This window comes from Sulfitobacter delicatus (assembly GCF_900102535.1).
Lineage (GTDB): Bacteria > Pseudomonadota > Alphaproteobacteria > Rhodobacterales > Rhodobacteraceae > Sulfitobacter > Sulfitobacter delicatus.
Genome location: NZ_FNBP01000008.1, coordinates 112,089 through 134,337, shown reverse-complemented (window position 1 = coordinate 134,337; position 22,249 = coordinate 112,089). Strand labels below are relative to the sequence as shown.

Sequence of the window (22,249 nt, the reverse complement as noted above, 5' to 3'; positions counted from 1 at the left end):
CGACTACGGCTCGCACCTTGCCTTGTTCACAGCGGCATCAACTCGTGCATAAGCCTCCAAAACTTCATGACTGGATAGGCCGCTCATTGCTTCTTTAATCACGTAGGTGTCTGCGCCTGTGTCGTTGATAGTGTACCCTAATGCCTCAAATGCTTTTTTTGCAGCCGATGCCAACTTTTCGGCTGATCTTCCCATCGTCGTGATCTTAACTTGGGAAATCTGGTCCTCCCCGCAGCAGTAGTGGCGTGTGATACAAATGTGCACGTGACGCACCGAGTACCTGCAACGCAGCCACACAGTCACCTCACGCAGATCAGTCTTTATATCCATTGATAGTCTCCGTTCTCAGCCGAGATGAGCCGCGCTCGTTGACGAACGCGGTATGAAATGGGGGATCGGTCGTTAAAGGAACCGTGCAACCAGATCAGACACCTTCGCTCCGTGCCACCGGGTTGCATCCGAAGTGGGTGAATTCATCACGCGGGCGAGGATATCTAAGTGTTCGAAGGACTGGCTTCCGAGCCGGTCAACGATCGTCAGAAGAGCACCCTGTATTGCAGGCGCATCCGGATCAACTTTCCCGAACTCCATGTTCAGATCGAGAAATGCGTCGAGAGCAGAATGATCTTCGAGGGCTTCCAGCAAGGTGCACAAACTTGCACCTTCGTTGTGAAGGTGCTCCCTGACAGCATCGACAGCGTTGCCAAAAAGATCGTTGTTTGAGTTGTGGTTCGTCATATTTTTCATCCTTTGCTTGAGTGTATCCAAGAGTGGAGATGCCTGTTCTTCGGCTTCATTTCGGGGTTCATGCCTGAGGATTCTTCGTTTTTCTCCTGTGATTTCTTGAGCAAATGATGGTGCGTTTCGTCTCACGGTAACAACATTGGTCAATTCGAAATTTCGCGAAGAAAAAACTTTAGAATTTTTTTTCGCATGGGTTTTTCGAGGAACTGGGATATGTTTTTCCATCAATAAACATCGCGAGACTGAGTATGTAAGCAGCGGAACGACTTCGATCGCGGTTCTTGGAAGCAAGGAGAGGATGACTGTTCCCAAAAGACGCCGTCTGGCCCCCATAGTACGCACGCCTGCTATGCGTGCCGGGATCCATCATGAACCAGCCGCTGGTGAAAACCCGAAGCTTCCAGACCTCAGCCGAGTTCTGTATCAGCCTTGGCTTTTTCACCGGAGGCCACTTTGGTCAAAGCTTCAGGGGCGTTAACACTGTTTCGCTGAGCACTCATAGCCTCAGTTTTAGCGCTGGTTACACGCTTGAATGTGGTATGTTTCTAACCCACTATCATCGTAGGGTTGAGTTAAATTCATGTGTTAGGGAAATGAGCATTGCGTCTTTCAAAGGTTAGAATTCAAAATTACCGCAGCATTATTGATACCGAAGAGTTTGAGGTCGAAAACGGCAAGACTATCTTAGTCGGCCCCAACGAAGCTGGCAAAAGCGCGGTTTTACAGGCGCTACAGCAAATTAATCCACCAGCGGGCGTCAAACAATTTGACTCTTTGCGGGATTATCCGCGGCGAAATTTCAACGACATCACGACGGGCAAAGTTGATCCCTCCAACACTACGGTCGTGGAGGCCGAATTTTCCCTTGAGGATGACGGAGACATTGTCCCGAGTGAATGGGGTTGCTGCTCCTATACCTATGGCAGAAACTTGGATAACTCGGGTTGGCATAGACTAAACGGAGCGCCTTCGCGTCCGACCCTTGGCAGCATTCAAAAAGACCTGACAAGGCTGTGTGCTCATTTGGATGAGCAACAAGCAGCTACACCGGAAGGTGCAACCCCAACCGCTCGATTGAGCAATGAGTTGGCTGAGATCACTTCAAAGCTTTCCGAAGGTGTTTTCCTTACATCGGAACAGGCAAGTGAACTCAAAGCTTGGCTGACCAAAGCGACGCCAACCGTAGATGAAGACAACGAAAAAGAAGAAGATCGGCTTGACCGCCTAACGGATATAATTGACTTTGTTGAAAAGAGAAAAGAAATTCTTTCTGAGCTTTCCAGCCGAAGACCTTTATTTGTTTTGTTTAACAATTACTTCAGAGTTCGGCCGAACATCCATTTGCGCCATCTTGCCAGAAGATTGGAAACGGGCGTTCTGGATGACGACCAATATGACTACGGCAATTCATGTCTCCTGAAACTACTCGGATTCACGGCAAAAGAGCTTGCTGATTTGGGCGATGCGAACGAACCGCCAGCAGGCGATGCGGCCGCAATGCAAGCGTATCGAGACCAACTCGATAAGCGGCAATATCAATTGAATGCGGCAGAGGTCCGACTGACTGAAGAAATTCGTAAGGTCTGGGTTCCAGATAAGAGCAAGGGGGAAGCGGACAATCTTCGCCTAAAGGTGGATGGCCAATACCTCAAAGTTGTTGTCCAGGATGACCTCGGGGTGGAGATCGAGCTTGATCAACGCTCTGAGGGCTTTCAATGGCTGGTATCATTCTTCGTTGTCTTTTTTGCAGAAGCTCAAGACGAGCATGAAAATGCGATACTGTTGCTCGATGAACCAGGTGTAAGCCTACATGCACTGAAGCAAAAAGAGTTCCGCTCCACGATCTCGAGATTGTCGACAGATAATCAGACGATTTACACGACGCATTCACCGTTCTTGGTGGGACCCAACGAACTTGATTTGGTTCGCGTTGTTGAAATGAAGGATCGTAAGATCGGTACCAAAGTGCATACCTCTATCACAGCAAATGACCCAGCCGCCTTGCTTCCGCTACAAGAGGCTCTTGGATATGAACTTGCGCAAAGCTTGTTTACTCAGAAGAAGAATTTCATTCTGGAAGGACTGACTGACTATTGGTATCTGGAAAGTGTAAGTGGTTTGTTTGGAGCGGCCGGAGAGGCTGCTCTGGATCCGAAAATTGCACTTGTTCCCGCAAATACGGCTGGAAAAGTAGCCTACTTTGCCACCATCCTTCATGCACAAGATCTGAAGGTTGCAGCGTTATTGGATGCAGATTCAGCAGGAGACAATGCAGCAAAGCAAGAGGTGTTGGTCCACACGTTGGGAAGCAAGCGAATTCTACGGACCAGCGATTACATTACCTCTGAAGTCGCGAAATCTGAGATTGAGGACTTGCTCCGCGAAACGCTTGTTGCAGTTGGTGCCGGTGAGGGCTGGGATGTTACAGCCGAAGCTGCCACTCAGAAAACAAGACCTATTGTGGATGTATTTGCAGGTAAATTTGATGATTTCTCCAAGTATAAATTAGCAAAGGCATTCATTCGCTGGTCTCGGGATCACGGATTTGAGGAGCTGACCACAGGAGAAAAAGAAAACTGGGGAAAGCTAATCACCGCAATAAATTCAGCACTCAAGTAGAAGAAAAAATGATCCCCAGCCGAAATTTCGGCTGGGGATCATTTTGTGTCCTGTAAGTGAGCATGCGTCACGCAAGGGCCGTGCCGTTGTGGCAATGAACGCAGGAATTAAACAAGAATTACTGAAGTGGCGCGAGTTGCCAGATCGTGAGAGCGTTATCTCATTTCATGACAAACCCATAAGGTTGCAGTTGCGCATGGCGACGCAGCGCGCCAGCGCCAAGTGTATTATGTCAATCGGGACACCGGGTGATGCCTGAGGGATATCCTGCATCGACAATCAATATTTGCTGTAGTCGGCCTCGGATCCGAACTCATCCTGTAGCCGCTCCGCCAATTCGCCAAGATCCTCGGTGTCCAGATCGATGTCGATCTGCCGACTGAAATCGATGGCGCCACTATAGTCGAAGTTATCTATGAATTGCCCCTCCGACCTGAGATCGTGCAGAAGCGACGCATACGTACGCCACCCAAGGAATCTTGCGACGATTTCTGTTCGATGCGCGGCTTTGGCATGTGGGATAGACATCAGCGCTTGCCGCTTTAGGGCCTTGAGGCGGTCGAGTGTCAGAAGGAAGTCTATCATTCTGATTTCTTCGAAGCTTTACGCACGTGAGGAGGAATGTTGATCGCGACGGAGGGGCCGACGACAGTCATTTCCCGATGACCTTTTTCGCAATGTCGAAGAACGCATGATCCTGTGACCTTACTGCGACGGACATTCTTGCCTCACGCCCATTGCTCAAAAATGAGACACCGGCCTTTTCCAGAGCACTTAGCATCATTTCGATACTTTCGCGGCGAATGGGCGCGCCGCGATCCTGAATTCCCAATTCCTTCAGTGCCTCTTTTCGGATCTTCTCGGCCTTACTTTCTATTCTCTTGACTGTCCGAGACGAAACTCCGGACTTCCCTGCCAGGTCTTCCTGAGACCAATGAAGCGCATTTCTGCCCGCCTTCAGGAGGCCGATAGCCTCACGGCTCATCGAGATCTCACCCTTCCTTAGTACTCTTGCCATTCTCTAACCTCCAATTAGCCGGTGCAGGCAGCCTCGCGATACGTGCACCACGCACGAGCGAAGCTCTCTGTTCGCTTGACAGCAGCGCTCGAATCAGTGCACTTTTAGTGAAGCAACTTTGACGTGAAGATACAAGCTTCGCGTCTCGGGAGCCGGTGCTGTCGAGCTCACTTATAAAGCTTGATGACACTGTCGCTCCCGGACCTCAGCGATCGGTTCGAGCAGATGCTCGAGGCAAACGGTTCAAAGGGTCAAAACAAATTCAGGGATTTTGGAGTTTGAAATGACCCTTTGCGAGAAGGAAAGCAACGACGTCGAACGCGCGCTCAGTAGAACTGAAGCGGCAGCGGCTTTGGGCATATCTGTGCGCTACTTCTTCGACATTAGGAAGAAATATGAGACGGACATCGCAGTCTGCGAGTGGCGTGGTCGTCGCCCCGTCTTCTATCGCGCTCACATCGAAAGTCTGAGGGAGGCAATGGCATGGACAACGAAGACCCCGAAGCGCCCAAGCCATGGACGCCAAAGTGGAAGAACAACGATTACGAAATCGACTTCTACGTCCGCAGAAGACGCATACGTAAGCGCCTTGGCATACGCGATGTAAATAAGTGCGAACTGGCATTTCGGCTGGCCGAAATGGAGTTCGACAAGGCTTGGGAGAAGGTTCTCAGCCCTGTGCCAACCTTCGCGGAGGCGGCCACCCTTTACATGAAACACACCGGCAACCGCCGATATCTTAAAAGGATCATTCGCTATTTTGGTGTATATACGCGGATCAACGAAATTGATCACCCGAGGATTCTACGCGCCGGAAATGAAATCGCGGAGTTGAGATTCAAAGAATCCGGGCGCCGCTGGGTACCTAATACGATCCACTGCCAGGTAACGGTCCCAATCGTCGCCGTGATCAACTTTATCAGCGGCAATCGAAGAGAACGGCGGAAGAAAAGTGTGCGCAGTAGGTATTTATCGCCTTCTCAGCTCGAAGCTCTGATCCAGGCCGCCATGGAGCCCAAAAAGGCGCATGTCAATGACAAGGACCTTCGTATCCTGAAGATCATTGTCTTCATGTTTGCAACGGGCTGCGGGCCAGGAGAAACATTTGCAGTCAGGGCCGATGATTTCAACTGGACAACAAACGAGGTCTGGATTCCTGCCGCCGAGGATGGCGCCGGCAAGACAATTTCCCGGGCGCGATGGGTGTACCTTCCGGACCGGGCCATTGAGTTGATCGGCGAGTTGCCGAAAACCGGGCGCGCGTTTCTTTCTTCGCGTGGGAATCCCTTCGAACTGAGAGACCATGGCGGCGGGCAGATTGCCAAGCAATTTCGAAAGCTCTGCAACGCGGCCCTGCTACCCAAGGACGTGGTCTGTTACACACTTCGACACACGTGGGCGACTTCTCACTCAGCACAAGTCGGAAACCATGACCTACTTCTTGATCGGGGTGGTTGGGCGAAGGCCGATACAGCTCGCGATTATCGGAAAGCCCACCCAGCTGACCTCGGCGAACAGCTGTACGCCTATGGCTGGGACTTTGGGAAAGATCCGGCCAACACGCAAAATTTTACGAAGAAGTAGTAGGAAAATCAGAATGTTGTACGAAACATCCGCTCCCTTAGCAGGGGAGCGCCTTCGACCACTCGGCCACGTCTCCGCGGACCCGTTTAGAGAGGGTTCGCTTGGGAAACAAGGTCAAAATGGCTCAATTATTGGCAATCTGAAAAATTTCGAAACGGAAAGGTTCTGACTGGTTTCGAGGACATCATCAGCCGAGCTTTGTCGCCCCCCTCAGATGCCAGTTCTCGACTATCCGGGGGCAAGACGCCCCACAAAAAGTACGAGCGAAATTCGTCTAAATCCGCTTACCGCAGGCCGCTGTAGCAACTCACACGGCAGCGTGATGCCTTCGTGAGCCAACCCTTAAAAAGAACTATGCAACTGTTTTTGCTACACAAAGTCAGCCCATTACGAATTTCCGATCACCCCAAGAAGCCCAATTCAAACTCCATCGCCCGCAGGCCGGAAACTTCTGGAAGCAGAGCGCCGTTACTACTCCACAACGAAGACATCGCAATGACGCGACAGACTAGAAACCAAAGGAACTGACAATGAAACTGATTATGACAACTGCCGCCGCCGCCCTGATCTCTACTGCTGCTTTTGCGGACAACTCGACCCGCTACAACGACATCTTTCTCGACACCTCGGCTGGTGCTGAAGAAGTCTATGGCAACAACGATCGCATGCGGGATGCCGACCGCTCGACCAAAGCAAACGATATCTTCCTGAACACGGGCGACGTGACAAAGAACGACGACACCGTGATGAGCACACGCAACGTGCTGCGCAGCCCCGGTGAAGGCTATGTCTATGGCGGCTATGGCGCTGGCAACGACAGCCGCTAATAGCGCTTCTCACTACAGAAAAACCCGGCAGCGACAGCTGTCGGGCTTTTTCGTTGTTATCTGGGAAGGCGCGCGGCCTTCCCGATTTAGGTATTAAAGAGGAAGTGCAACACGTCGCCGTCTTTGACGATATAGCTCTTCCCTTCAGCCCGCATTTTACCCGCTTCTTTGGCGGGTCCTTCTCCACCAAGGCTCACGAAATCATCAAAAGCGATGGTTTCCGCCCGGATGAACCCCTTCTCGAAATCACCGTGGATCACGCCTGCCGCCTTGGGCGCTGAGGTGCCGGTCTTAATGGTCCAGGCGCGCGCTTCTTTGGGGCCGACGGTGAAATAGGTCTCAAGGTGCAGCAGCTCGTAGCCTGCACGGATCAGACGGTCGAGACCGGCTTCTTTCAGGCCCATCTCTTCCAGGAACATCTCGGCCTCTTCGGCCTCCAACTGGCTGATCTCTTCTTCGATCTGCGCAGATATGACGACATGAGAGTTACCCTGCGCCGCGGCCATCTCGGCCACTTTGGCAGAATGCGCGTTGCCTTCAGCCGCCTCGGCCTCGCCGACGTTGCAGACATAGAGCACCGGCTTCGTGGTCAGCAGTTGCAACATCCGCCATGCTTTGGAGTCGTCTTCGTCCACCTCGACCACACGCGCCGGGTTGCCCGCTTCAAGCGCCTCAAGCGCTTTGCGCATCAGGCGTTCCTGTTGCACCGCTTCTTTGTCGCCGCCGCGCACTTTGCGCACGATGTTTTGCAGGCGTTTTTCGATGCTCTCGATGTCGGCCAGCATCAATTCGGTGTCGATGGTCTCGGCATCCGCCACCGGATCAACGCGGCCTTCGACATGGGTCACATCGCCGTCTTCAAAGCAGCGCAGCACATGGGCGATGGCGTCGACCTCGCGGATGTTGGCCAAGAACTGGTTGCCCAAGCCTTCCCCCTTGGACGCGCCTTTTACAAGACCGGCGATGTCGACAAATGTCATGCGCGTGGGGATGATGCTTTTCGACTTGGCGATCTCGGCCAATGTGTCGAGCCGCGCGTCGGGCACGGCCACTTCGCCCACATTGGGCTCGATGGTGCAGAACGGAAAATTCGCCGCCTGAGCCGCCGCGGTGCGGGTCAGCGCGTTGAAAAGGGTCGATTTGCCGACGTTCGGCAGACCAACGATGCCCATTTTGAAACCCATGACGATACCCCTTTAAAAGCTGCGCGTGTGTTAGGGGTAGTGGGCGCAAAGCGCAAGGCTCAGCGCGCGCGTCGGTCCTGATGCGCCTGATAGATCAGGATCCAGGCCAGCAGAATGAACATCGGATGCGTCAGCCCGCCTGAGAAAATGATCGCGGGCACCCAGATCAGGAACACCACGATGGACAGGATGGGCCGTCCGATCAGCAGGATCGACAGCGGCGGCAACAGGCAGGGAATTTTGCCACCCCTGCCCCGCGGTGGATTGATTTTCATCGCCACATTCGGCATTGCCGAGGAAAGCACCAACAGAGGCAAGCCACATGACCCGTATCGACGCCAAATTCGAAGACCTCCGCGCCCGTGGCAAAAAGGCGTTTGTGTCCTATGTGATGGCCGGCGATCCTGACTATGACCGCTCGCTTGAGATCGTGCGCGGCCTGCCCGCCGCCGGGGTAGATATTATCGAATTGGGCCTGCCCTTCACCGATCCGATGGCCGATGGCCCGACGATCCAGCTCGCCGGGCAACGCGCCCTTGAGGCCGGCATGACGCTGGCCCGCACTCTGGAAATGGTCCGCGCTTTTCGGGCCGAAGATGACACGACCCCGATCGTGCTGATGGGCTATTACAATCCGATTTATTCGATGGGCGTCGAAAAGTTTCTGGCCGAGGCCAAAGATGCAGGCATCGACGGACTGATTGTGGTCGACCTGCCGCCCGAAGAAGACATCGAGTTGTGCCTGCCCGCGCAGGACGCCGGGCTGAACTTCATCCGCCTTGCCACCCCCACCACTGACGACAAGCGCCTGCCCCGCGTGGTGCAGAACACCTCGGGCTTTGTCTATTATGTTTCGATCACCGGGATCACCGGCTCGGCAGAGGCGAATGCCACAGATGTCAGCCCAGAGGTCGCCCGCATTCAGAAAGCCAGCGGCTTGCCGGTCATTGTGGGCTTTGGCGTGAATACGCCTGAGAAGGCCCGCGCCATTGCGGAAGTTGCTGACGGCGTGGTCATCGGCTCGGCCATCGTTAACCGCATTGCGAATGGCGACAGTGCAGAGGATGTACTGGCTTTCGTGAAATCGCTGGCCGATGGGGCACATTCAGCCTGACGCTGGTTTTCCCTCTCTCCTACAAAGCTCCGCCCGGTGGCACACCGGGCATCGCCTTCCCTCCCCCCGGAGGGCGATGCCCTCAGCACCCGCCCTTCCCAATTGCCAAGCCCCGCCCCAGTTGCTACCAAAAGTTAACTCCTTCAGCACAGGTGGCCCATGCCCGTCATCACCAGCATCGACGATCTAAAACGCATCTACAAACGCCGCGTCCCGCAGATGTTCTACGACTACGCGGAATCGGGCAGCTGGACCGAGCAGACCTTCCGCGAGAATTGCAGCGACTTTGACCAAATCCGCCTGCGCCAGCGCGTGGCGGTGGACATGTCTGGACGCAGCACGGCCACGCAGATGATTGGCGAAGATGTCGCCATGCCCGTTGCCCTTGCCCCCGTCGGGCTGACGGGGATGCAATGCGCGGATGGGGAGATTAAGGCGGCCCGCGCGGCAGAGGCCTTTGGCGTGCCCTTCACGTTGTCCACCATGTCGATCAACTCGATCGAAGACGTGGCCGAGGCGACGACCAAACCCTTTTGGTTCCAACTTTATACCATGCGCGATCAGGACTACGTCAGCCGTCTGATCCAACGCGCCAAGGATGCGAACTGCTCGGCGCTGGTAATTACGCTTGATCTGCAAATCCTCGGACAGCGCCACAAAGACCTGAAAAACGGCCTCTCTGCCCCGCCGAAACTGACCGCAAAAACCATCGCCAACCTTGCCACCAAATGGGGCTGGGGGATCGAAATGCTGAGCGCCAAACGGCGGCATTTCGGCAATATCGTCGGCCATGTCCACGGCGTGACCGACAACGCCGATCTGGGCGCTTGGACGGCTGAGCAATTCGACCCCTCGCTCGACTGGGACAAGATTGCCAAGATCAAAGAGCAGTGGGGCGGCAAGGTGATCCTCAAGGGTATTTTGGACGCCGAGGATGCACGCATGGCGCTGAAAGTGGGCGCCGATGCAATCATCGTGAGCAACCACGGCGGACGGCAGTTGGATGGAGCGCTGAGCTCGATCCGCATGCTGCCAGAAATCCTCGAAGCCGTCGGCGACCAGATCGAAGTCCATCTGGACGGCGGCATCCGGTCCGGCCAGGACGTGCTCAAAGCCATGGCCATGGGCGCCAAAGGCACCTACATCGGCCGCGCCTTTATCTACGGTCTGGGCGCGATGGGCCAGCAGGGGGTCACCCGCGCGCTGGAAGTGATCCATCGCGAGTTGGACCTGACCATGGCGCTCTGCGGGGAAACCTCGGTTTCGCGTCTGGGCCGCCACAACCTGCTGATCCCCCGGCATTTCGCCGGCGACTGGCAACCCCAGCCCGGTGCCGCGCCCGCATGCTGATCTTCCTCAGCCGCGAACTAGCCTTTCTCGCCACGCCCAAGACCGGGACCACCGCCGTTGAGATGGCGCTGAAACCGCATGCGGAAATCGTCTTTGCGCGCAATCGCAAACACATCACCGCACAGCGCTATATGAACCGGGTGCGGCCCTTTCTGACGCAAACCTTCTCTGCTGCGCCTGAACCCCTCGCAGTGATGCGCAACCCGGTGGACCAGATCCGCAGTTGGTATCGCTACCGGAGCCAGCCGCGCCTTGATGGGCATCGGCTCAGCACCAAAACGCTGACCTTTGATCAATTTGCACTCGAAGTGATCTCCGACGATCCGCCCCCGCGCGCACAGATCGGCAGCCAGTTCACCTTCCTGACGTCCGACCATGGCGCGCTGCTGATCCAGCATCTCTTTGCCTATGAGCGACAGTTGGCCTTCCGTGATTTCCTGTCCGACAGGCTCCGCCAAGACATCAACCTGAAGCCCAAGAACGTCTCCCCTGACGTGCCAGCGCCCCTGTCGCTCGAGGTCGAGGCCCAGTTGCGCGCCACCCGCGCCGATGAGTTCGCGCTCTATGATCGCCTTATGGAAGCAGACGGCTATCTGGTAACCCCGCAGGAATAGCGCGAAACAGGTCCTTTTGCCCTTTCCAGCCCGGCAAAACCCGTCTATACGCGCGGCTTCACGCGGGAATACAGCCTTGGAGGATTCCCGCCCTAATCAATTGGAGACTAAAATGGCCGGAGAGATTCCTGATCTTGAAGCCCAGGTACGTACGGGGACAGGCAAGGGCGCCGCTCGTCAAGCACGCCGCGATGGCATGGTTCCTGGAATTGTATTTGGTGGTGACAACGAGCCGCTGCCGATCAACATCCCATTCAACAAGCTGCTGACCAAGCTGCGCGCAGGCCGCTTCAAAGCGACCCTGTTCAACCTTAAGGTTGAAGGCCACGACGACGTGCGTGTGATCTGCCGCGACGTGCAGCGCCACGTTGTGAAGGACCTGCCCACGCACGTCGACCTGATGCGCTTGAAGCGGACCACCAAGATCAACCTGTTCATCAACGTCGAAGTGAAAGGCGAAGAAGAATGCCCCGGCCTGAAAAAGGGTGGCGTGCTCACTCTGGTCCGTCCGGAAGTTGAACTGGTCGTGACCGCTGCCGACATCCCCGAGTATGTCACCGTGGACATTTCCGGTCTTGAGATCGGCGACAGCGCAACCATCAGCCGCGTCGACCTGCCCGAAGGCGCCAAGCCCACAATCGACCGCGACTTTGTTGTGGCGACTGTTTCGGCTCCTGCTGGCCTTGCTGCGTCGGACGACGACGAAGACGAGACCGCAGCTGACGAAGTGCCGACCACCGAAATGGGTCCGCCCGACGGCGAAGAATAAGCAATAGCCGCAAGGCATTGCTGGAACGGGGTCGCATCACGCGGCCCCGTTTTGCGTTTGAGGACCATCCCGATTTCTTTCAAAGAAATCGGCACGGAATTTTTAAAAAATTCCGGCACCCGCACGCCATTTCATCCCCCCGCGCTGCTTGCTAAACTGCACCAAACCACAGGAGACACCCCATGAAACTGATCGTCGGCCTTGGCAATCCGGGCGGCAAATATGCCCGCAACCGTCACAACATCGGCTTTATGGCGCTAGACCGGATCGCGGAGGATCACGGCTTTGCCCCGTGGAAAGGCAAGTTTCAGGGCAGTGTCAGCGAGGGGCGTTTTGGCTCGGACCGCGCGGTTTTGCTGAAACCTGAGACCTTTATGAACAACTCCGGCCAATCGGTGCAGGCCGCGATGAAGTTTTACAAGATCGACCCTGTGGACGTGATTGTGTTCCACGATGAGTTGGACCTCGCTCCCGGCAAGGTGAAGTGCAAGACTGGTGGTGGCCATGCAGGCCACAACGGGCTGCGCTCAATCCACGCGCATATCGGTGCCGACTATGAGCGCGTGCGCATGGGCATTGGCCACCCCGGCCATAAGGACGCCGTGGCAGGCTATGTGCTGCGCGACTTCCCTAAGGCGGACGACGGTTGGCTGGACGATGTGCTACGCGGCATCTCGGACGGCGCTGCCGATCTGGTGCGTGGTGATACAGGGCGCTTTATGAACGCCGTGGGGCTGCGGGTGTCGCCGCCGCGGTCGGGGACGGGCAGTAAAGGGCCGAAACCGTCAGAGGCAAAGAAACCCGCTGCGGAAAAACCGCAAGCGTCGCCCGAACCCGAAGCCCCAACCGAGGCGCTGTCGCCGCTGCAAAAGCTAATGGACCGCTTCCGCTAACGGCTAACGCAATGTCGCGCTGGCCCCTGCCGTGCCGCCGTGGTTCACTGTCCTGAACATGGGGGGGAAATCATGCGTACATTCGGAAAATGGCTGGGCCGCATCTTGCTGGCGCTTCTGGTGGCGGCGGTCATCATCGGACTTTGGAAACGCGAAGAGATCGAACGGCTTCTTGCCGTCAACTCACTGTTCTCCGAAGAAAAGATCGTCCACAACTTCAGCCATATGGACGGTGCCTTCCTCTCCACCCCGGTGCCACGGGGCGACGGGCTCACCACGGAACTACCTTACGGCCCTGAAACGGAATTGCCCCCAGAAGTCGACACGTGGATCGACGCGCGCGACGTGACCGCGCTGGTGGTGCTCAAGGACGGTGCCATCGTCTATGAGAATTATTTCCGAGGCACCGGACCAGAAGACCGCCGCATCAGCTGGTCGGTCGCGAAAAGCTATCTCTCGGCATTGGTCGGCATTCTGCTCGAAGAAGGCGAAATCGCCTCGCTCGACGATCCGGTGACCAAATACGCCCCCGCCCTGCGTGGCAGCGCCTATGACGGGGCCAGCCTGCGCAATGTGCTGCATATGGCCAGCGGCGTGACCTTTGACGAAGACTATCTAGACTACGATTCAGACATCAACCGCATGGGCCGGGTCGTGGCGCTTGGCGGCAAGCTCGATGACTTCACGGCCGGGATTTCGGACAGTTTCGTCGCGCCGGGCGCGCAGTGGCAGTATGTCTCGATCGACACCCATGTCATCGGCATGGTGGTGCGCGGGGCGACGGGGCGCAACATTCCGGACCTGCTCAGCGAAAAGATCATCGCGCCGCTGGGGCTGGAACACGCGCCCTATTACATCACCGATGGGGCGGGCACGGCCTTTGTCCTCGGCGGGTTGAACATGACCACACGCGACTACGCCCGCTTTGGCCAAATGTTCGCGCAGGGCGGTGAATGGAACGGCAAACAAATCGTGCCCGAAGATTGGGTCGCGGCCTCAACCAAGCCCACCGCCCCAACAGCCGAGGGCAAAATCGGCTACGGCTATCAATGGTGGGTGCCCGTCGGCGCCGCGGAGGGCGAATATATGGCGCGTGGAATCTACGGCCAATACATCTATATTGATACCGCGAAGGGCGTGGTGATCGCCACCAACGCCGCCGACCGCAAGTTCCGCGAAGCTGGGGTCTCGGACCAGAACATCGAGATTTTCCGCAAGATCGCGGCCTCGGTCTCGGACAGCGAATGACAGCAGGAGAGCCTATGACACCTGACAGCAGCATCAATGTCCTGAACCAGCCGCTGACGCTCTGCGGGACCGATCCTGTCACCGGCTTTTTCCGTGATGGCCATTGCAATACCTGCGCCGAGGATCAGGGCAGCCACACCGTCTGTGCGGTGATGACGGCAGAGTTTCTCGCCTATTCCAAATATGTCGGCAATGACCTCAGCACCCCGCGCCCGGAGTTCGGTTTTGCCGGGCTCAAACCGGGCGACCCGTGGTGCCTCTGCGCCGGGCGGTTCCTACAGGCGGCGGACGAGGGCTGTGCGCCGCAGGTGCATCTCGCTGCCACCCATCTGCGGGCGTTGGACATCGTGCCGCTCGAGGTTCTGCGCGCCCTTGCCGTTGATGCGGCAAAGGGCTGATCCATGCGCTTGGCCTTGCTGCTTCTCGCCCTGCCTGTCGCAGCATTTGCCGGCAGTCTGCGTCCCGCCGATGAGGCGCGGCTCGACAATTTTGATGCAGCTTTCGGCGATGCGATGATGCAGGCCCTTTCAGGCGGCGCACCACAAGACGTCGCAGCCCTCACCCGCGCACTGTCGGGCCAGCCGCAGATTGCCTTCGCTGCCGATCTCCCCGGCGAATGGTCTTGCCGGACGATCAAACTGGGGGGCATCAGCCCGCTTGTGGTCTATAGCCCGTTCAAATGCCGCTTCACCGCGACGGACCGGGGCTTTGCCTTTGAAAAGCTCACCGGATCGCAACTGACCCGCGGCGAGATCACCCTGCGCGAAGGCCAAGCGGTCTATACCGGCGTGGGCTATGTGCGAGGCGAAACCCCGCCAGACTACGGCAATCTGCCCGAAGACTTCACGTCGGGCGGCAAGGTACAAAGTGACGTCGCCGTCTTTCAACGGATCAGCCCGACGCGCGCGCGGCTCTTGTTCCCCGCCCCTGCTGTCGAAAGCGACTTTGATATCTTGGAACTGACCCGCTAGCCGATTAGGCCGCTTGCGTCAGTTGCGGCTTCGGCCCGGGCATCAACGCGTCGTCCATCAGGTCTTCGATAAACAGGCTGAGAAGCTGCGCACGGCCCGCGACGCCCGCCTTGCGGTAGATCGCATTGGTCTGGGCTTTGATCGTGCCTTCGGAGGTGCCGCGCATCTCGGCAATGGCGCGGGTGTTCAGACCTTTGATCAGAAAAACCGCGACGTCCCGCTCGGCGGGGGTCAGATGCCAATCGCGGAAATGCTCTTCGAGCACGTCGGCGAATTGCACCGTACAATGCCGCAACGCTGTCTCGGCACGCTCCGCCCTTTGCAGGCTCATACGCAAGGCCATCCAGCCCAGCACGACGCCAAGGATCAGGCCCACAACCTGCACACCATTATTCGGCCCAAGATCGGTCAGAGGTGTCCCAAAGAGGGTCAGCCCCTGCCCCTCAAGCGCGAAAAGCAGTACGAAATAGAGAGTGGCATTGAATTGAAGAGCGGCGATCACCCAAAGGGCAATTTTCTTTTTATTGTTCATGGCGCTACCTTGGCTTGCAATGAAGCGTATCTAGCCATGCCAATTCAAAGCGCAAGGGATTGCGGCTATGCGCAGCGATCAACCCTTGGTGATTTGGCGCCCGCCCCTTGGGGCGAGCGCTGTTGCGGCCTGTGTCAGGCTTAACGGGGGAAGGCACCGTCATCGAGGTTTTCGTCTTGGGTCGGGAAGACGGTGATGACTTGGTTTTCGTCTACATCGGTGCGGAACTGGCCGCGCAGGAAGACGTCGCGCTCAAGCTTCAGATCCTGATCGTTCAGGCTGCGGCTGGAATAGATGGCTTCATTGGCGGCTTTGTCGTTGTAGCCGATCTGATGACCTTCCATGCCCTGTGCAAAAGCGGCGGAACCGGCGGTGGCGAGGATCAGGGCGGTGGTTACGAGTGTCTTTTTCATGTCGTGTCCTTTCGGGGGAGAAAGTTGTGAGGGAGGTTGGCCGCGCTTAACGCTGGAAACGGCCGTCTTCTTGCGCGTCCGCAGTGGTTGCGAAGACAGTCACGGTCGCTTCAGCCGAAGGCTCGGCGCGCAGGTTGTCGAGGTTCAGCGCATCGGATGTCGCGTTGCGGGTGGAATAGGCAGCCTCGGAAACGGGGTCTGCGTTGTAGCCGACCTGCTGGCCTTCCATGCCTTGGGCGAATGCCGCGGAGCCAACAGTGGCGAGGATCAGGGCTGTGGTTGCGAATGTCTTTTTCATGTCGTGTCCTTTGGGGAGTGAGTTGGGAGAGCCGTCGCCGCGATTAGCGGGGGAAACGGTTTACAGATTTGTCGGCCTGAGCGGCGGGGAAGACGGTGATTGTGACGTCGGATGTGTCTTCGGCGCGCAGGGTGCCTTCGTTGAAGATTTCGAGCGTCTGCGCGTCTACCGCTTCGCTGCGGCTGGAGTAGGAAACACCGTTATCGGGTTTGTCGTTATAGCCGATCTGCTGGCCTTCCATGCCCTGCGCGAATGCTGCGGAAGTGGCGGTGGCGAGGATCAGGGCGGTTGCTGTCAGTGTCTTTTTCATGTCGTGTCCTTTGCGTTGGGCTGGCCCGGTATCGGGGTGGCCCGTTGTTAAGTTGTGGCGGCGCTGGTCAGTGACGCGGCGTCGTCGGGATGACAGGGAAAAGGGCATTCGGAAGGGAATTGGCTATCCGTCCCGGGTTTAAATCCGCCGATCTAAACCCTTGTCCGACCGGCATAAACCTTGGTTTAGGAGGCTTTCGGGACGCCGAAAACGGAGTTGAGCTGCCTTTGCGTCAAGCCTGTATGAGCGAAACGCATGTTTTCTGTCCGGCGCGTCAGCCGAAGGATGGATCCTGCGGAAAACGACCCTAGGAAAACTTTTTTCCAGTCTTTCTCTTGAACTACTTTTCAATTTGCTCAAACGGCGGTCACACCCTGCGAAGAGCGCCCGCAAAAATGCAAAAAGGGCCCACGCTTTCGCACAGGCCCCTCCGGGTCGCTTAAATTATGAGCCGGATTTAGGCGAATTCGCCCATGTCAAAGTCCAGCGCACGGGCGACAGTAAAGATATCCTTGTCGCCACGGCCACACATGTTCATCACCAGCAGGTGATCCTTGGGCAGCTCAGGCGCGATCTTCAGCACATGTGCGAGCGCGTGGCTCGGTTCCAGCGCCGGAATGATGCCTTCGAGCGCACAGCAAAGCTGGAACGCCTCCAGCGCCTCGCGGTCAGTGATCGAGACATATTTAGCGCGGCCAATGTCATGTAGCCAGGAATGCTCTGGGCCGATGCCCGGATAGTCGAGCCCCGCCGAGATCGAGAAGCCTTCCAAGATCTGCCCATCATCGTCCTGCAACAGATAGGTGCGGTTACCGTGCAGCACGCCGGGGCGACCACCGGTCAGCGACGCGCAGTGTTCCATCTTCTCATCCACACCTTTACCGCCCGCTTCAACACCGATGATGTTGACCGACTTGTCGTCAAGGAAGGGGTAGAACAGACCCATGGCGTTGGACCCGCCTCCAATGGCAGCGATCAGCGTGTCGGGCAGACGGCCTTCGGCCTCTTGCATCTGCTCGCGGACTTCCTTGCCGATGATGGCCTGAAAATCACGGACCATCGCCGGATAGGGATGCGGCCCGGCCACGGTGCCGATGCAATAGAAAGTGTCGCGCACGTTGGTCACCCAGTCGCGCAGCGCGTCGTTCATCGCGTCTTTCAGCGTGCCGCGACCCGAAGTCACCGGCACCACCTCAGCACCCAGCAGGCGCATGCGGAAGACGTTGGGCGCCTGACGCTCTACGTCATGCGCGCCCATATAGACGACGCATTTCAGGCCGAACTTGGCACAGACCGTCGCCGTGGCGACCCCATGCTGCCCCGCGCCGGTTTCCGCGATGATGCGCTTTTTGCCCATGCGCCGCGCCAGAATGATCTGGCCCAGCACGTTGTTGATCTTATGCGCGCCGGTGTGATTCAACTCGTCGCGCTTCATGTAAACCTTGGCCCCGCCCAGATGCTCGGTCAGCCGCTCGGCGTGATAAAGCGGGCTGGGGCGGCCCACGTAATGGGTCCACAGATCATGCATCTCGGCCCAGAAACTGTCGTCGGTCTTGGCCTTCTCATACTGCTCTTCCAATTCAAGAATGAGCGGCATCAGCGTTTCCGAGACGAACCGTCCGCCGAAGTCGCCAAAACGGCCCTGTTCGTCGGGGCCGGTCATGAAACTGTTGAAAAGATCGTTGGCCATTGCGCCTCTCCTAGACTGTCGCGCCAGCCTTACCGCAGCCCGCCCGCCTGCGCCACCATGAGTTTTATGGGGGCAGCGGACGGGCGGCGTGCCGCGCTAGTCGAAGAGCTTCAAGAGTTCGCGTTTCAGCGCGTTCTCCAACTCGTCTTTCACAAGGTCTTCAAGGTCGCGGGTGTCTTCGGGCGCAATGTCTAATTCCTCCTGCACCTTGCGGCGCACGACATCCTCAGCGCGTTTCTTCTCCTCGCTGAAGTTCAGATCAATCGCCGCCCGCAAGTCCGCTTTGACCTTCGGGTCGGCCCAAGGTCCGGTGATCCGCACCGGCACCGCCAGCCCCCCGCGCGACGCATTGACGCGCAGCGCCTTGGGCGTGACCGTATAATCGATGCTCCGCGCCCCCAGATCGACACGCCCCTCTCCGGTGGCGTTGAAGTTCGGCAAGAGCATCAGCAGGTCATCGTTGCGCAACACGCCATCCGCGATGTCGAAGCTGGCCTCAACGGAATCGAACACCGTGCTGCCGCCTTTGGCATCGACCGAGCCTAGCAGCGCGTCCAGATCGATCCCCGCAATCGTGCCGCGCCCCATCGCCAGCGTGCCGCTGCCACTCAAAGAGCGCATGATCGCCGCCACCGACTGCCCACTGCCGAGAAAGGACAGCGCTGCATCGCCATCCCCGGTAAACCGCGTCACCCCGGCGGCGTCTTCCAACAGGTTGCGCATCTGCACCCCTTGCGCCCGCAGCTTACCGCCCACCGACAGGCCGCTGCGGTTGTTCATCACAAATTCGCCTGCGATCTTGCCGCCATAGGCCGCCATGTCTTGCAGATCAAAAACCATGCGCGAATTGTCATTGCGCAGCACCGTCCTTGTGGGGCCCGCCTTGAGGTCACCGAGCGTAATCGAGTCCCCACTTAGTGCGATCTCGCCATCGAAGGCCGCGAGCCAACCTGCGTCGATCTCCTCGTCTGACCAGCCGTCAGCCGCAGCCTGCCGACGCTCAACAGCCGCGCCGCCCTCCGCTTCGCCCACGCCCGACAGGTCCAGCGCCCCGGCACGCAAGTTAGCATTGATCCGTGGCCTGCCATTCAGCGCCAGATCCGCCTGCCCGGTCACGCTGTTGCCGCCCAAATCCGCCACGATATCGCGCAGTGCCAAGCGCCTGTCGAGCGACAAGGTCAGCCCACTGCGCAGATCGACCGAGCGGCCCAGCCCAAGCGGCAGGTCCACCTCCCCCGCGCCGAGCGACGCTAAAAATGCGGCAGTGTCCGCGCTATTGATCTTCAAATCCCCAGCCAGCGCCCCCTTCAGCGATCCGCGCCCAGCGAAGGTGGCCTCCCCCCCGCGCGTCTCCAACTGCGCCCGCAAAGGCTGCACTTCACCCTCCAAGAACGCCGCGAAGCCCTCAATCCGCCCGGTCAGCGTCACCCGCTCGCCCGTCGGCGCCATGCTGGCAACAATATCCGCCGCCCCGCCCTGCTCAGGCCAGTCGAGCGCGAGGTCGACACCTTCATAGGTCACCAGATCGGCCCCTTCGGAGTCGTAGATCAACGTGGCATTCTCCACCTCAAGCTTCTGAATGCTCAACGGACGCTTGTGCTGCGACGGCGCTGCCTCCGTCTCGATCTGTGCCCCGCTGGCGCTGTCGGTGAACTGCCAACTCGCCCGCCCATCGCGGCGCTGCTCCAACCGGATCACCGGGCTCTGCGCCGCGATATTGGTGATGCGGATCTCACCGCGCAGCAAGGCACCCGCATCCACCCCAATCGCCGCATTCGCCGCCGTCAGCATCGCGCCCTTATCGGTCCAATCTGCATTGCCGACCTCAAGCCCGCCGGCGGTCACCCCCAGCACGGGCCAAAAGGTCACGCCCACGTCGCCGGTAATCGACACCTCGCGCCCGGTGACCCGGCTCAACTGATCGCTGGCAAGCCGCGCAATCCGCTCACCGGGCATCAACAGCAACGCACCCAGCACGATGACGACAATCAGCAACAGCACGCCGATCCCACGCATAATCCATCTCATGGCTCTCTCCTCCTGCCCGGCGGCTCTTTCCCCGCTCACTTGCTTGCCTTATAGCCACCCCATGAGCACAAACCCACCCAATCTGCGCCCTGACCTCGCCCCGCAAGCGAAGATCAGCGACCCCGCCCGCCCCGGCCAGCCGACCATCGGCATGGTCAGCCTTGGCTGCCCCAAAGCGCTGGTCGATTCCGAGCGCATCCTCACGCGTCTACGCGCCGAGGGCTATGGCGTCTCGCCAGACTACGCCGGCGCCGATGCGGTAATCGTGAACACCTGCGGGTTTCTCGACAGCGCCAAGGCCGAAAGCCTCGATGCGATCGGCGAAGCGCTGACGGAAAACGGCAAGGTCATCGTCACCGGCTGCCTCGGGGCCGAGCCGGACTACATCCGCGAACATCACCCCAAGATCCTCGCCGTGACCGGCCCGCATCAATATGAACAGGTGCTCGACGCGGTGCATGGTGCCGTGCCGCCCAGCCCCGATCCCTTCATTGACCTGCTCCCCGCGCAACAGGTCTCCCTCACCCCGCGCCACTACAGCTACCTCAAGATTTCCGAGGGCTGTAACCACAAGTGCAAATTCTGCATCATCCCCGACATGCGCGGCCGCCTGCAATCGCGCCCCGCCCATGCGGTGATGCGCGAAGCCGAGCGGCTGGTCGACAATGGCGTCAAGGAACTCTTGGTCATCAGCCAAGACACCTCCGCCTATGGCGTTGACATCAAACACGCCGAAGACCGCGGCCACCGCGCCCATATCACCGATCTGGCGCGTGACCTCGGCAGCTTGGGCGCATGGGTGCGGCTGCACTACGTCTACCCCTACCCCCATGTGCGCAAACTGATCCCGCTGATGGCCGAAGGTCTGGTGCTGCCTTACCTCGACATCCCCTTCCAGCACGCGCATCCGGATGTGCTAAAACGCATGGCCCGCCCGGCGGCCGCGTCAAAAACCCTCGACGAGATCGCCGCATGGCGCGACACCTGCCCCGACATCACCCTGCGCTCGACCTTTATCGTCGGCTACCCGGGCGAGACCGAGGCCGAATTCCAAACCCTGCTCGACTGGCTTGACGAAGCGCAACTCGACCGCGTCGGCTGCTTCCAATATGAAAACGTCGAAGGCGCGCGGTCCAACGCCCTGCCTGACCATGTGCCAGCAGAGGTCAAACAAGACCGCTGGGACCGCTTCATGGAAAAGGCCCAAGCCATCTCCGAGGCCAAACTCGCCGCAAAGCTCGGCCAGCAGATCGACGTGATCGTGGACGAGATCGACGCCGACGCCGCCACCTGCCGCACCAAAGCCGACGCGCCTGAAATCGACGGCAACCTCTTCATCGACGAAGATTTCCAAAACCTCAAAGTTGGCGACATCGTCAAAGTCGAAGTCGAAGAAGCCGGCGAATACGACCTATGGGGCCGCCAGCTCCCCTGACGCCCCCCTCTTTTTGGCCGAAAATACTTCAGGGGGTCCGGGGGGCTGGCCCCCCGGCGGCCCGCCTCACGCATAAGCACCCGCTGAATACGTCAACTCATAGCTGTGGCTATAAAGCTCAAACACAATACCAAACGGGTCTTCGACATAGACCATGCGGTAAGGCTTTTCACCCGGATAGTACTCCCGCACCGGCATCCGCTGCTTGCCGCCTGCCGCAATAATGCGCTCCGACAGCCCTTCAACATCCGGGTCCTGGATCGCGAAATGAAACGTCCCGTGGCGCTTGTGCTCTAGCTTCTCATCGGGTGCGTAATTGCCCGGAAACTCGAAAATCTCGATCCCGATGCCATCCGCCGTCGCCAAATGCGCGATGCGCAGTGAGCCCCAACCGGGGCCAAAGACGTCGGTGCACATGACGCCGATTGCCGTGTCGTTCTCCACCGCTTCCGTGGGCTGCATCACGACGTAAAACCCAAGCACCTCGGAATAGAACTTCACAGCGGCATCAAGGTCCGGCACCGAAAGGCCGATGTGGGAAAATGTACGGGGGGTGGTCATAGCTGTCTCCTTTTTTGCGTTGAAGCAGAGATAGACAGGCGCACCTC

At 58.2% G+C, this 22,249-nt stretch carries 25 protein-coding genes; 12 read left to right on the top strand and 13 right to left on the bottom strand.

Going from position 1 to position 22,249, the window contains the following annotated elements; all coding sequences use genetic code 11:
• Positions 1 to 3: 3 nt before the first annotated feature.
• Complete coding sequence (locus BLS57_RS14080) at positions 4 to 330, bottom strand: hypothetical protein (protein WP_093743358.1); 327 nt, start codon at positions 328 to 330, stop codon at positions 4 to 6.
• Positions 331 to 402: 72 nt separating this feature from the next.
• Positions 403 to 969, bottom strand: a complete 567-nt coding sequence (locus BLS57_RS19620) for a hypothetical protein (RefSeq protein ID WP_139186647.1) — start codon at positions 967 to 969, stop codon at positions 403 to 405.
• Positions 970 to 1,344: 375 nt separating this feature from the next.
• Between BLS57_RS19620 and BLS57_RS14070 the strand changes: the two genes are divergently transcribed.
• Positions 1,345 to 3,363, top strand: a complete 2,019-nt coding sequence (locus BLS57_RS14070; RefSeq protein WP_093743356.1) for an ATP-dependent nuclease — start codon at positions 1,345 to 1,347, stop codon at positions 3,361 to 3,363.
• A 279-nt stretch (positions 3,364 to 3,642) separates the two neighbouring features.
• Here BLS57_RS14070 and BLS57_RS14065 read toward each other — a convergent pair whose 3' ends face one another.
• Positions 3,643 to 3,948 carry a hypothetical protein gene (locus tag BLS57_RS14065; RefSeq protein WP_093743355.1) on the bottom strand — a complete coding sequence of 102 codons (306 nt, stop codon included), beginning with the start codon at positions 3,946 to 3,948 and terminating at the stop codon, positions 3,643 to 3,645.
• Between the two features lie 67 nt (positions 3,949 to 4,015).
• The gene (locus BLS57_RS14060; RefSeq protein ID WP_208597574.1) at positions 4,016 to 4,348 is read right to left on the bottom strand and encodes a helix-turn-helix domain-containing protein; all 333 of its coding nucleotides are present in this window, start codon (positions 4,346 to 4,348) and stop codon (positions 4,016 to 4,018) included.
• Between the two features lie 516 nt (positions 4,349 to 4,864).
• Here BLS57_RS14060 and BLS57_RS14055 point away from each other — a divergent pair.
• Complete coding sequence (locus tag BLS57_RS14055) at positions 4,865 to 5,965, top strand: tyrosine-type recombinase/integrase (RefSeq protein WP_093743353.1); 1,101 nt, start codon at positions 4,865 to 4,867, stop codon at positions 5,963 to 5,965.
• A gap of 530 nt (positions 5,966 to 6,495) precedes the next feature.
• Positions 6,496 to 6,792 (top strand): hypothetical protein, encoded by a 297-nt coding sequence (locus tag BLS57_RS14050; RefSeq protein ID WP_093743352.1) that lies wholly within the window; start codon positions 6,496 to 6,498, stop codon positions 6,790 to 6,792.
• 86 nt (positions 6,793 to 6,878) lie between these two features.
• On the opposite strand, the gene ychF is transcribed toward BLS57_RS14050, so the two are convergent.
• Positions 6,879 to 7,976 (bottom strand): redox-regulated ATPase YchF, encoded by a 1,098-nt coding sequence (ychF, locus tag BLS57_RS14045; protein ID WP_093743351.1) that lies wholly within the window; start codon positions 7,974 to 7,976, stop codon positions 6,879 to 6,881.
• A 59-nt stretch (positions 7,977 to 8,035) separates the two neighbouring features.
• The gene (locus tag BLS57_RS14040; protein WP_093743350.1) at positions 8,036 to 8,251 is read right to left on the bottom strand and encodes a hypothetical protein; all 216 of its coding nucleotides are present in this window, start codon (positions 8,249 to 8,251) and stop codon (positions 8,036 to 8,038) included.
• 47 nt (positions 8,252 to 8,298) lie between these two features.
• Here BLS57_RS14040 and trpA point away from each other — a divergent pair, with 47 nt between their 5' ends.
• From trpA to BLS57_RS14000, 8 genes are all read left to right on the top strand, one after another.
• Entirely contained in the window at positions 8,299 to 9,090 is a 792-nt protein-coding gene (trpA, locus tag BLS57_RS14035) for a tryptophan synthase subunit alpha (RefSeq protein WP_093743349.1), read from the top strand.
• Positions 9,091 to 9,249: 159 nt separating this feature from the next.
• Entirely contained in the window at positions 9,250 to 10,440 is a 1,191-nt protein-coding gene (locus tag BLS57_RS14030; RefSeq protein WP_093743348.1) for an alpha-hydroxy acid oxidase, read from the top strand.
• Positions 10,434 to 11,054 (top strand): hypothetical protein, encoded by a 621-nt coding sequence (locus tag BLS57_RS14025; RefSeq protein ID WP_093743347.1) that lies wholly within the window; start codon positions 10,434 to 10,436, stop codon positions 11,052 to 11,054. The genes BLS57_RS14030 and BLS57_RS14025 overlap by 7 nt, the downstream gene beginning before the upstream one ends.
• A gap of 112 nt (positions 11,055 to 11,166) precedes the next feature.
• On the top strand, positions 11,167 to 11,823 hold the full coding sequence (locus tag BLS57_RS14020) for a 50S ribosomal protein L25/general stress protein Ctc (RefSeq protein WP_093743346.1): 657 nt from the start codon (positions 11,167 to 11,169) through the stop codon (positions 11,821 to 11,823).
• Positions 11,824 to 12,005: 182 nt separating this feature from the next.
• Positions 12,006 to 12,716, top strand: coding sequence for an aminoacyl-tRNA hydrolase (pth, locus tag BLS57_RS14015; protein WP_093743345.1), 711 nt, complete (start codon positions 12,006 to 12,008; stop codon positions 12,714 to 12,716).
• A 72-nt stretch (positions 12,717 to 12,788) separates the two neighbouring features.
• Complete coding sequence (locus tag BLS57_RS14010) at positions 12,789 to 13,964, top strand: serine hydrolase domain-containing protein (protein ID WP_093743344.1); 1,176 nt, start codon at positions 12,789 to 12,791, stop codon at positions 13,962 to 13,964.
• Positions 13,965 to 13,978: 14 nt separating this feature from the next.
• Positions 13,979 to 14,362 (top strand): DUF2237 family protein, encoded by a 384-nt coding sequence (locus tag BLS57_RS14005; protein WP_093743343.1) that lies wholly within the window; start codon positions 13,979 to 13,981, stop codon positions 14,360 to 14,362.
• Positions 14,363 to 14,365: 3 nt separating this feature from the next.
• Positions 14,366 to 14,935, top strand: coding sequence for a DUF4893 domain-containing protein (locus BLS57_RS14000; protein ID WP_093743342.1), 570 nt, complete (start codon positions 14,366 to 14,368; stop codon positions 14,933 to 14,935).
• Positions 14,936 to 14,939: 4 nt separating this feature from the next.
• Here BLS57_RS14000 and BLS57_RS13995 read toward each other — a convergent pair whose 3' ends face one another.
• The 6 genes from BLS57_RS13995 to BLS57_RS13970 form a co-directional block, all read right to left on the bottom strand.
• Positions 14,940 to 15,467, bottom strand: coding sequence for a helix-turn-helix transcriptional regulator (locus BLS57_RS13995; protein WP_093743341.1), 528 nt, complete (start codon positions 15,465 to 15,467; stop codon positions 14,940 to 14,942).
• Positions 15,468 to 15,607: 140 nt separating this feature from the next.
• A complete protein-coding gene (locus BLS57_RS13990) occupies positions 15,608 to 15,880 on the bottom strand; it encodes a tryptophan synthase subunit beta (protein WP_093743340.1) in 273 nt (90 codons plus the stop codon).
• Positions 15,881 to 15,926: 46 nt separating this feature from the next.
• Entirely contained in the window at positions 15,927 to 16,178 is a 252-nt protein-coding gene (locus BLS57_RS13985; RefSeq protein ID WP_093743339.1) for a hypothetical protein, read from the bottom strand.
• A 43-nt stretch (positions 16,179 to 16,221) separates the two neighbouring features.
• Positions 16,222 to 16,488 carry a tryptophan synthase subunit beta gene (locus BLS57_RS13980; protein WP_093743338.1) on the bottom strand — a complete coding sequence of 89 codons (267 nt, stop codon included), beginning with the start codon at positions 16,486 to 16,488 and terminating at the stop codon, positions 16,222 to 16,224.
• 457 nt (positions 16,489 to 16,945) lie between these two features.
• The gene (gene trpB / locus BLS57_RS13975; RefSeq protein WP_093743337.1) at positions 16,946 to 18,178 is read right to left on the bottom strand and encodes a tryptophan synthase subunit beta; all 1,233 of its coding nucleotides are present in this window, start codon (positions 18,176 to 18,178) and stop codon (positions 16,946 to 16,948) included.
• Between the two features lie 96 nt (positions 18,179 to 18,274).
• Positions 18,275 to 20,206 carry an AsmA family protein gene (locus BLS57_RS13970; protein ID WP_093743336.1) on the bottom strand — a complete coding sequence of 644 codons (1,932 nt, stop codon included), beginning with the start codon at positions 20,204 to 20,206 and terminating at the stop codon, positions 18,275 to 18,277.
• A gap of 61 nt (positions 20,207 to 20,267) precedes the next feature.
• On the opposite strand from BLS57_RS13970, the gene rimO reads away from it, so the two are divergent.
• Positions 20,268 to 21,641: a 30S ribosomal protein S12 methylthiotransferase RimO gene (gene rimO, locus BLS57_RS13965; protein WP_093743335.1), complete on the top strand. Its 1,374-nt coding sequence runs from the start codon at positions 20,268 to 20,270 to the stop codon at positions 21,639 to 21,641.
• Between the two features lie 66 nt (positions 21,642 to 21,707).
• Here the strand turns inward: rimO and BLS57_RS13960 are convergent, their stop codons facing one another.
• Positions 21,708 to 22,202 carry a lactoylglutathione lyase family protein gene (locus BLS57_RS13960; protein ID WP_093743334.1) on the bottom strand — a complete coding sequence of 165 codons (495 nt, stop codon included), beginning with the start codon at positions 22,200 to 22,202 and terminating at the stop codon, positions 21,708 to 21,710.
• Positions 22,203 to 22,249 lie beyond the last annotated feature (47 nt).

What these genes read in the sequence shown, in the direction of transcription:
- BLS57_RS14080 (WP_093743358.1), bottom strand. Translation starts at nt 330, where the DNA reads ATGGATATAAAGACTGATCTGCGTGAGGTGACTGTGTGGCTGCGTTGC.
- BLS57_RS19620 (WP_139186647.1), bottom strand. Translation starts at nt 969, where the DNA reads ATGGAAAAACATATCCCAGTTCCTCGAAAAACCCATGCGAAAAAAAAT.
- BLS57_RS14065 (WP_093743355.1), bottom strand. Translation starts at nt 3,948, where the DNA reads ATGATAGACTTCCTTCTGACACTCGACCGCCTCAAGGCCCTAAAGCGG.
- BLS57_RS14060 (WP_208597574.1), bottom strand. Translation starts at nt 4,348, where the DNA reads ATGAGCCGTGAGGCTATCGGCCTCCTGAAGGCGGGCAGAAATGCGCTT.
- BLS57_RS14055 (WP_093743353.1), top strand. Translation starts at nt 4,865, where the DNA reads ATGGACAACGAAGACCCCGAAGCGCCCAAGCCATGGACGCCAAAGTGG.
- BLS57_RS14050 (WP_093743352.1), top strand. Translation starts at nt 6,496, where the DNA reads ATGAAACTGATTATGACAACTGCCGCCGCCGCCCTGATCTCTACTGCT.
- ychF (WP_093743351.1), bottom strand. Translation starts at nt 7,976, where the DNA reads ATGGGTTTCAAAATGGGCATCGTTGGTCTGCCGAACGTCGGCAAATCG.
- BLS57_RS14040 (WP_093743350.1), bottom strand. Translation starts at nt 8,251, where the DNA reads ATGAAAATCAATCCACCGCGGGGCAGGGGTGGCAAAATTCCCTGCCTG.
- trpA (WP_093743349.1), top strand. Translation starts at nt 8,299, where the DNA reads ATGACCCGTATCGACGCCAAATTCGAAGACCTCCGCGCCCGTGGCAAA.
- BLS57_RS14030 (WP_093743348.1), top strand. Translation starts at nt 9,250, where the DNA reads ATGCCCGTCATCACCAGCATCGACGATCTAAAACGCATCTACAAACGC.
- BLS57_RS14025 (WP_093743347.1), top strand. Translation starts at nt 10,434, where the DNA reads ATGCTGATCTTCCTCAGCCGCGAACTAGCCTTTCTCGCCACGCCCAAG.
- BLS57_RS14020 (WP_093743346.1), top strand. Translation starts at nt 11,167, where the DNA reads ATGGCCGGAGAGATTCCTGATCTTGAAGCCCAGGTACGTACGGGGACA.
- pth (WP_093743345.1), top strand. Translation starts at nt 12,006, where the DNA reads ATGAAACTGATCGTCGGCCTTGGCAATCCGGGCGGCAAATATGCCCGC.
- BLS57_RS14010 (WP_093743344.1), top strand. Translation starts at nt 12,789, where the DNA reads ATGCGTACATTCGGAAAATGGCTGGGCCGCATCTTGCTGGCGCTTCTG.
- BLS57_RS14005 (WP_093743343.1), top strand. Translation starts at nt 13,979, where the DNA reads ATGACACCTGACAGCAGCATCAATGTCCTGAACCAGCCGCTGACGCTC.
- BLS57_RS14000 (WP_093743342.1), top strand. Translation starts at nt 14,366, where the DNA reads ATGCGCTTGGCCTTGCTGCTTCTCGCCCTGCCTGTCGCAGCATTTGCC.
- BLS57_RS13995 (WP_093743341.1), bottom strand. Translation starts at nt 15,467, where the DNA reads ATGAACAATAAAAAGAAAATTGCCCTTTGGGTGATCGCCGCTCTTCAA.
- BLS57_RS13990 (WP_093743340.1), bottom strand. Translation starts at nt 15,880, where the DNA reads ATGAAAAAGACACTCGTAACCACCGCCCTGATCCTCGCCACCGCCGGT.
- BLS57_RS13985 (WP_093743339.1), bottom strand. Translation starts at nt 16,178, where the DNA reads ATGAAAAAGACATTCGCAACCACAGCCCTGATCCTCGCCACTGTTGGC.
- BLS57_RS13980 (WP_093743338.1), bottom strand. Translation starts at nt 16,488, where the DNA reads ATGAAAAAGACACTGACAGCAACCGCCCTGATCCTCGCCACCGCCACT.
- trpB (WP_093743337.1), bottom strand. Translation starts at nt 18,178, where the DNA reads ATGGCCAACGATCTTTTCAACAGTTTCATGACCGGCCCCGACGAACAG.
- BLS57_RS13970 (WP_093743336.1), bottom strand. Translation starts at nt 20,206, where the DNA reads ATGAGATGGATTATGCGTGGGATCGGCGTGCTGTTGCTGATTGTCGTC.
- rimO (WP_093743335.1), top strand. Translation starts at nt 20,268, where the DNA reads ATGAGCACAAACCCACCCAATCTGCGCCCTGACCTCGCCCCGCAAGCG.
- BLS57_RS13960 (WP_093743334.1), bottom strand. Translation starts at nt 22,202, where the DNA reads ATGACCACCCCCCGTACATTTTCCCACATCGGCCTTTCGGTGCCGGAC.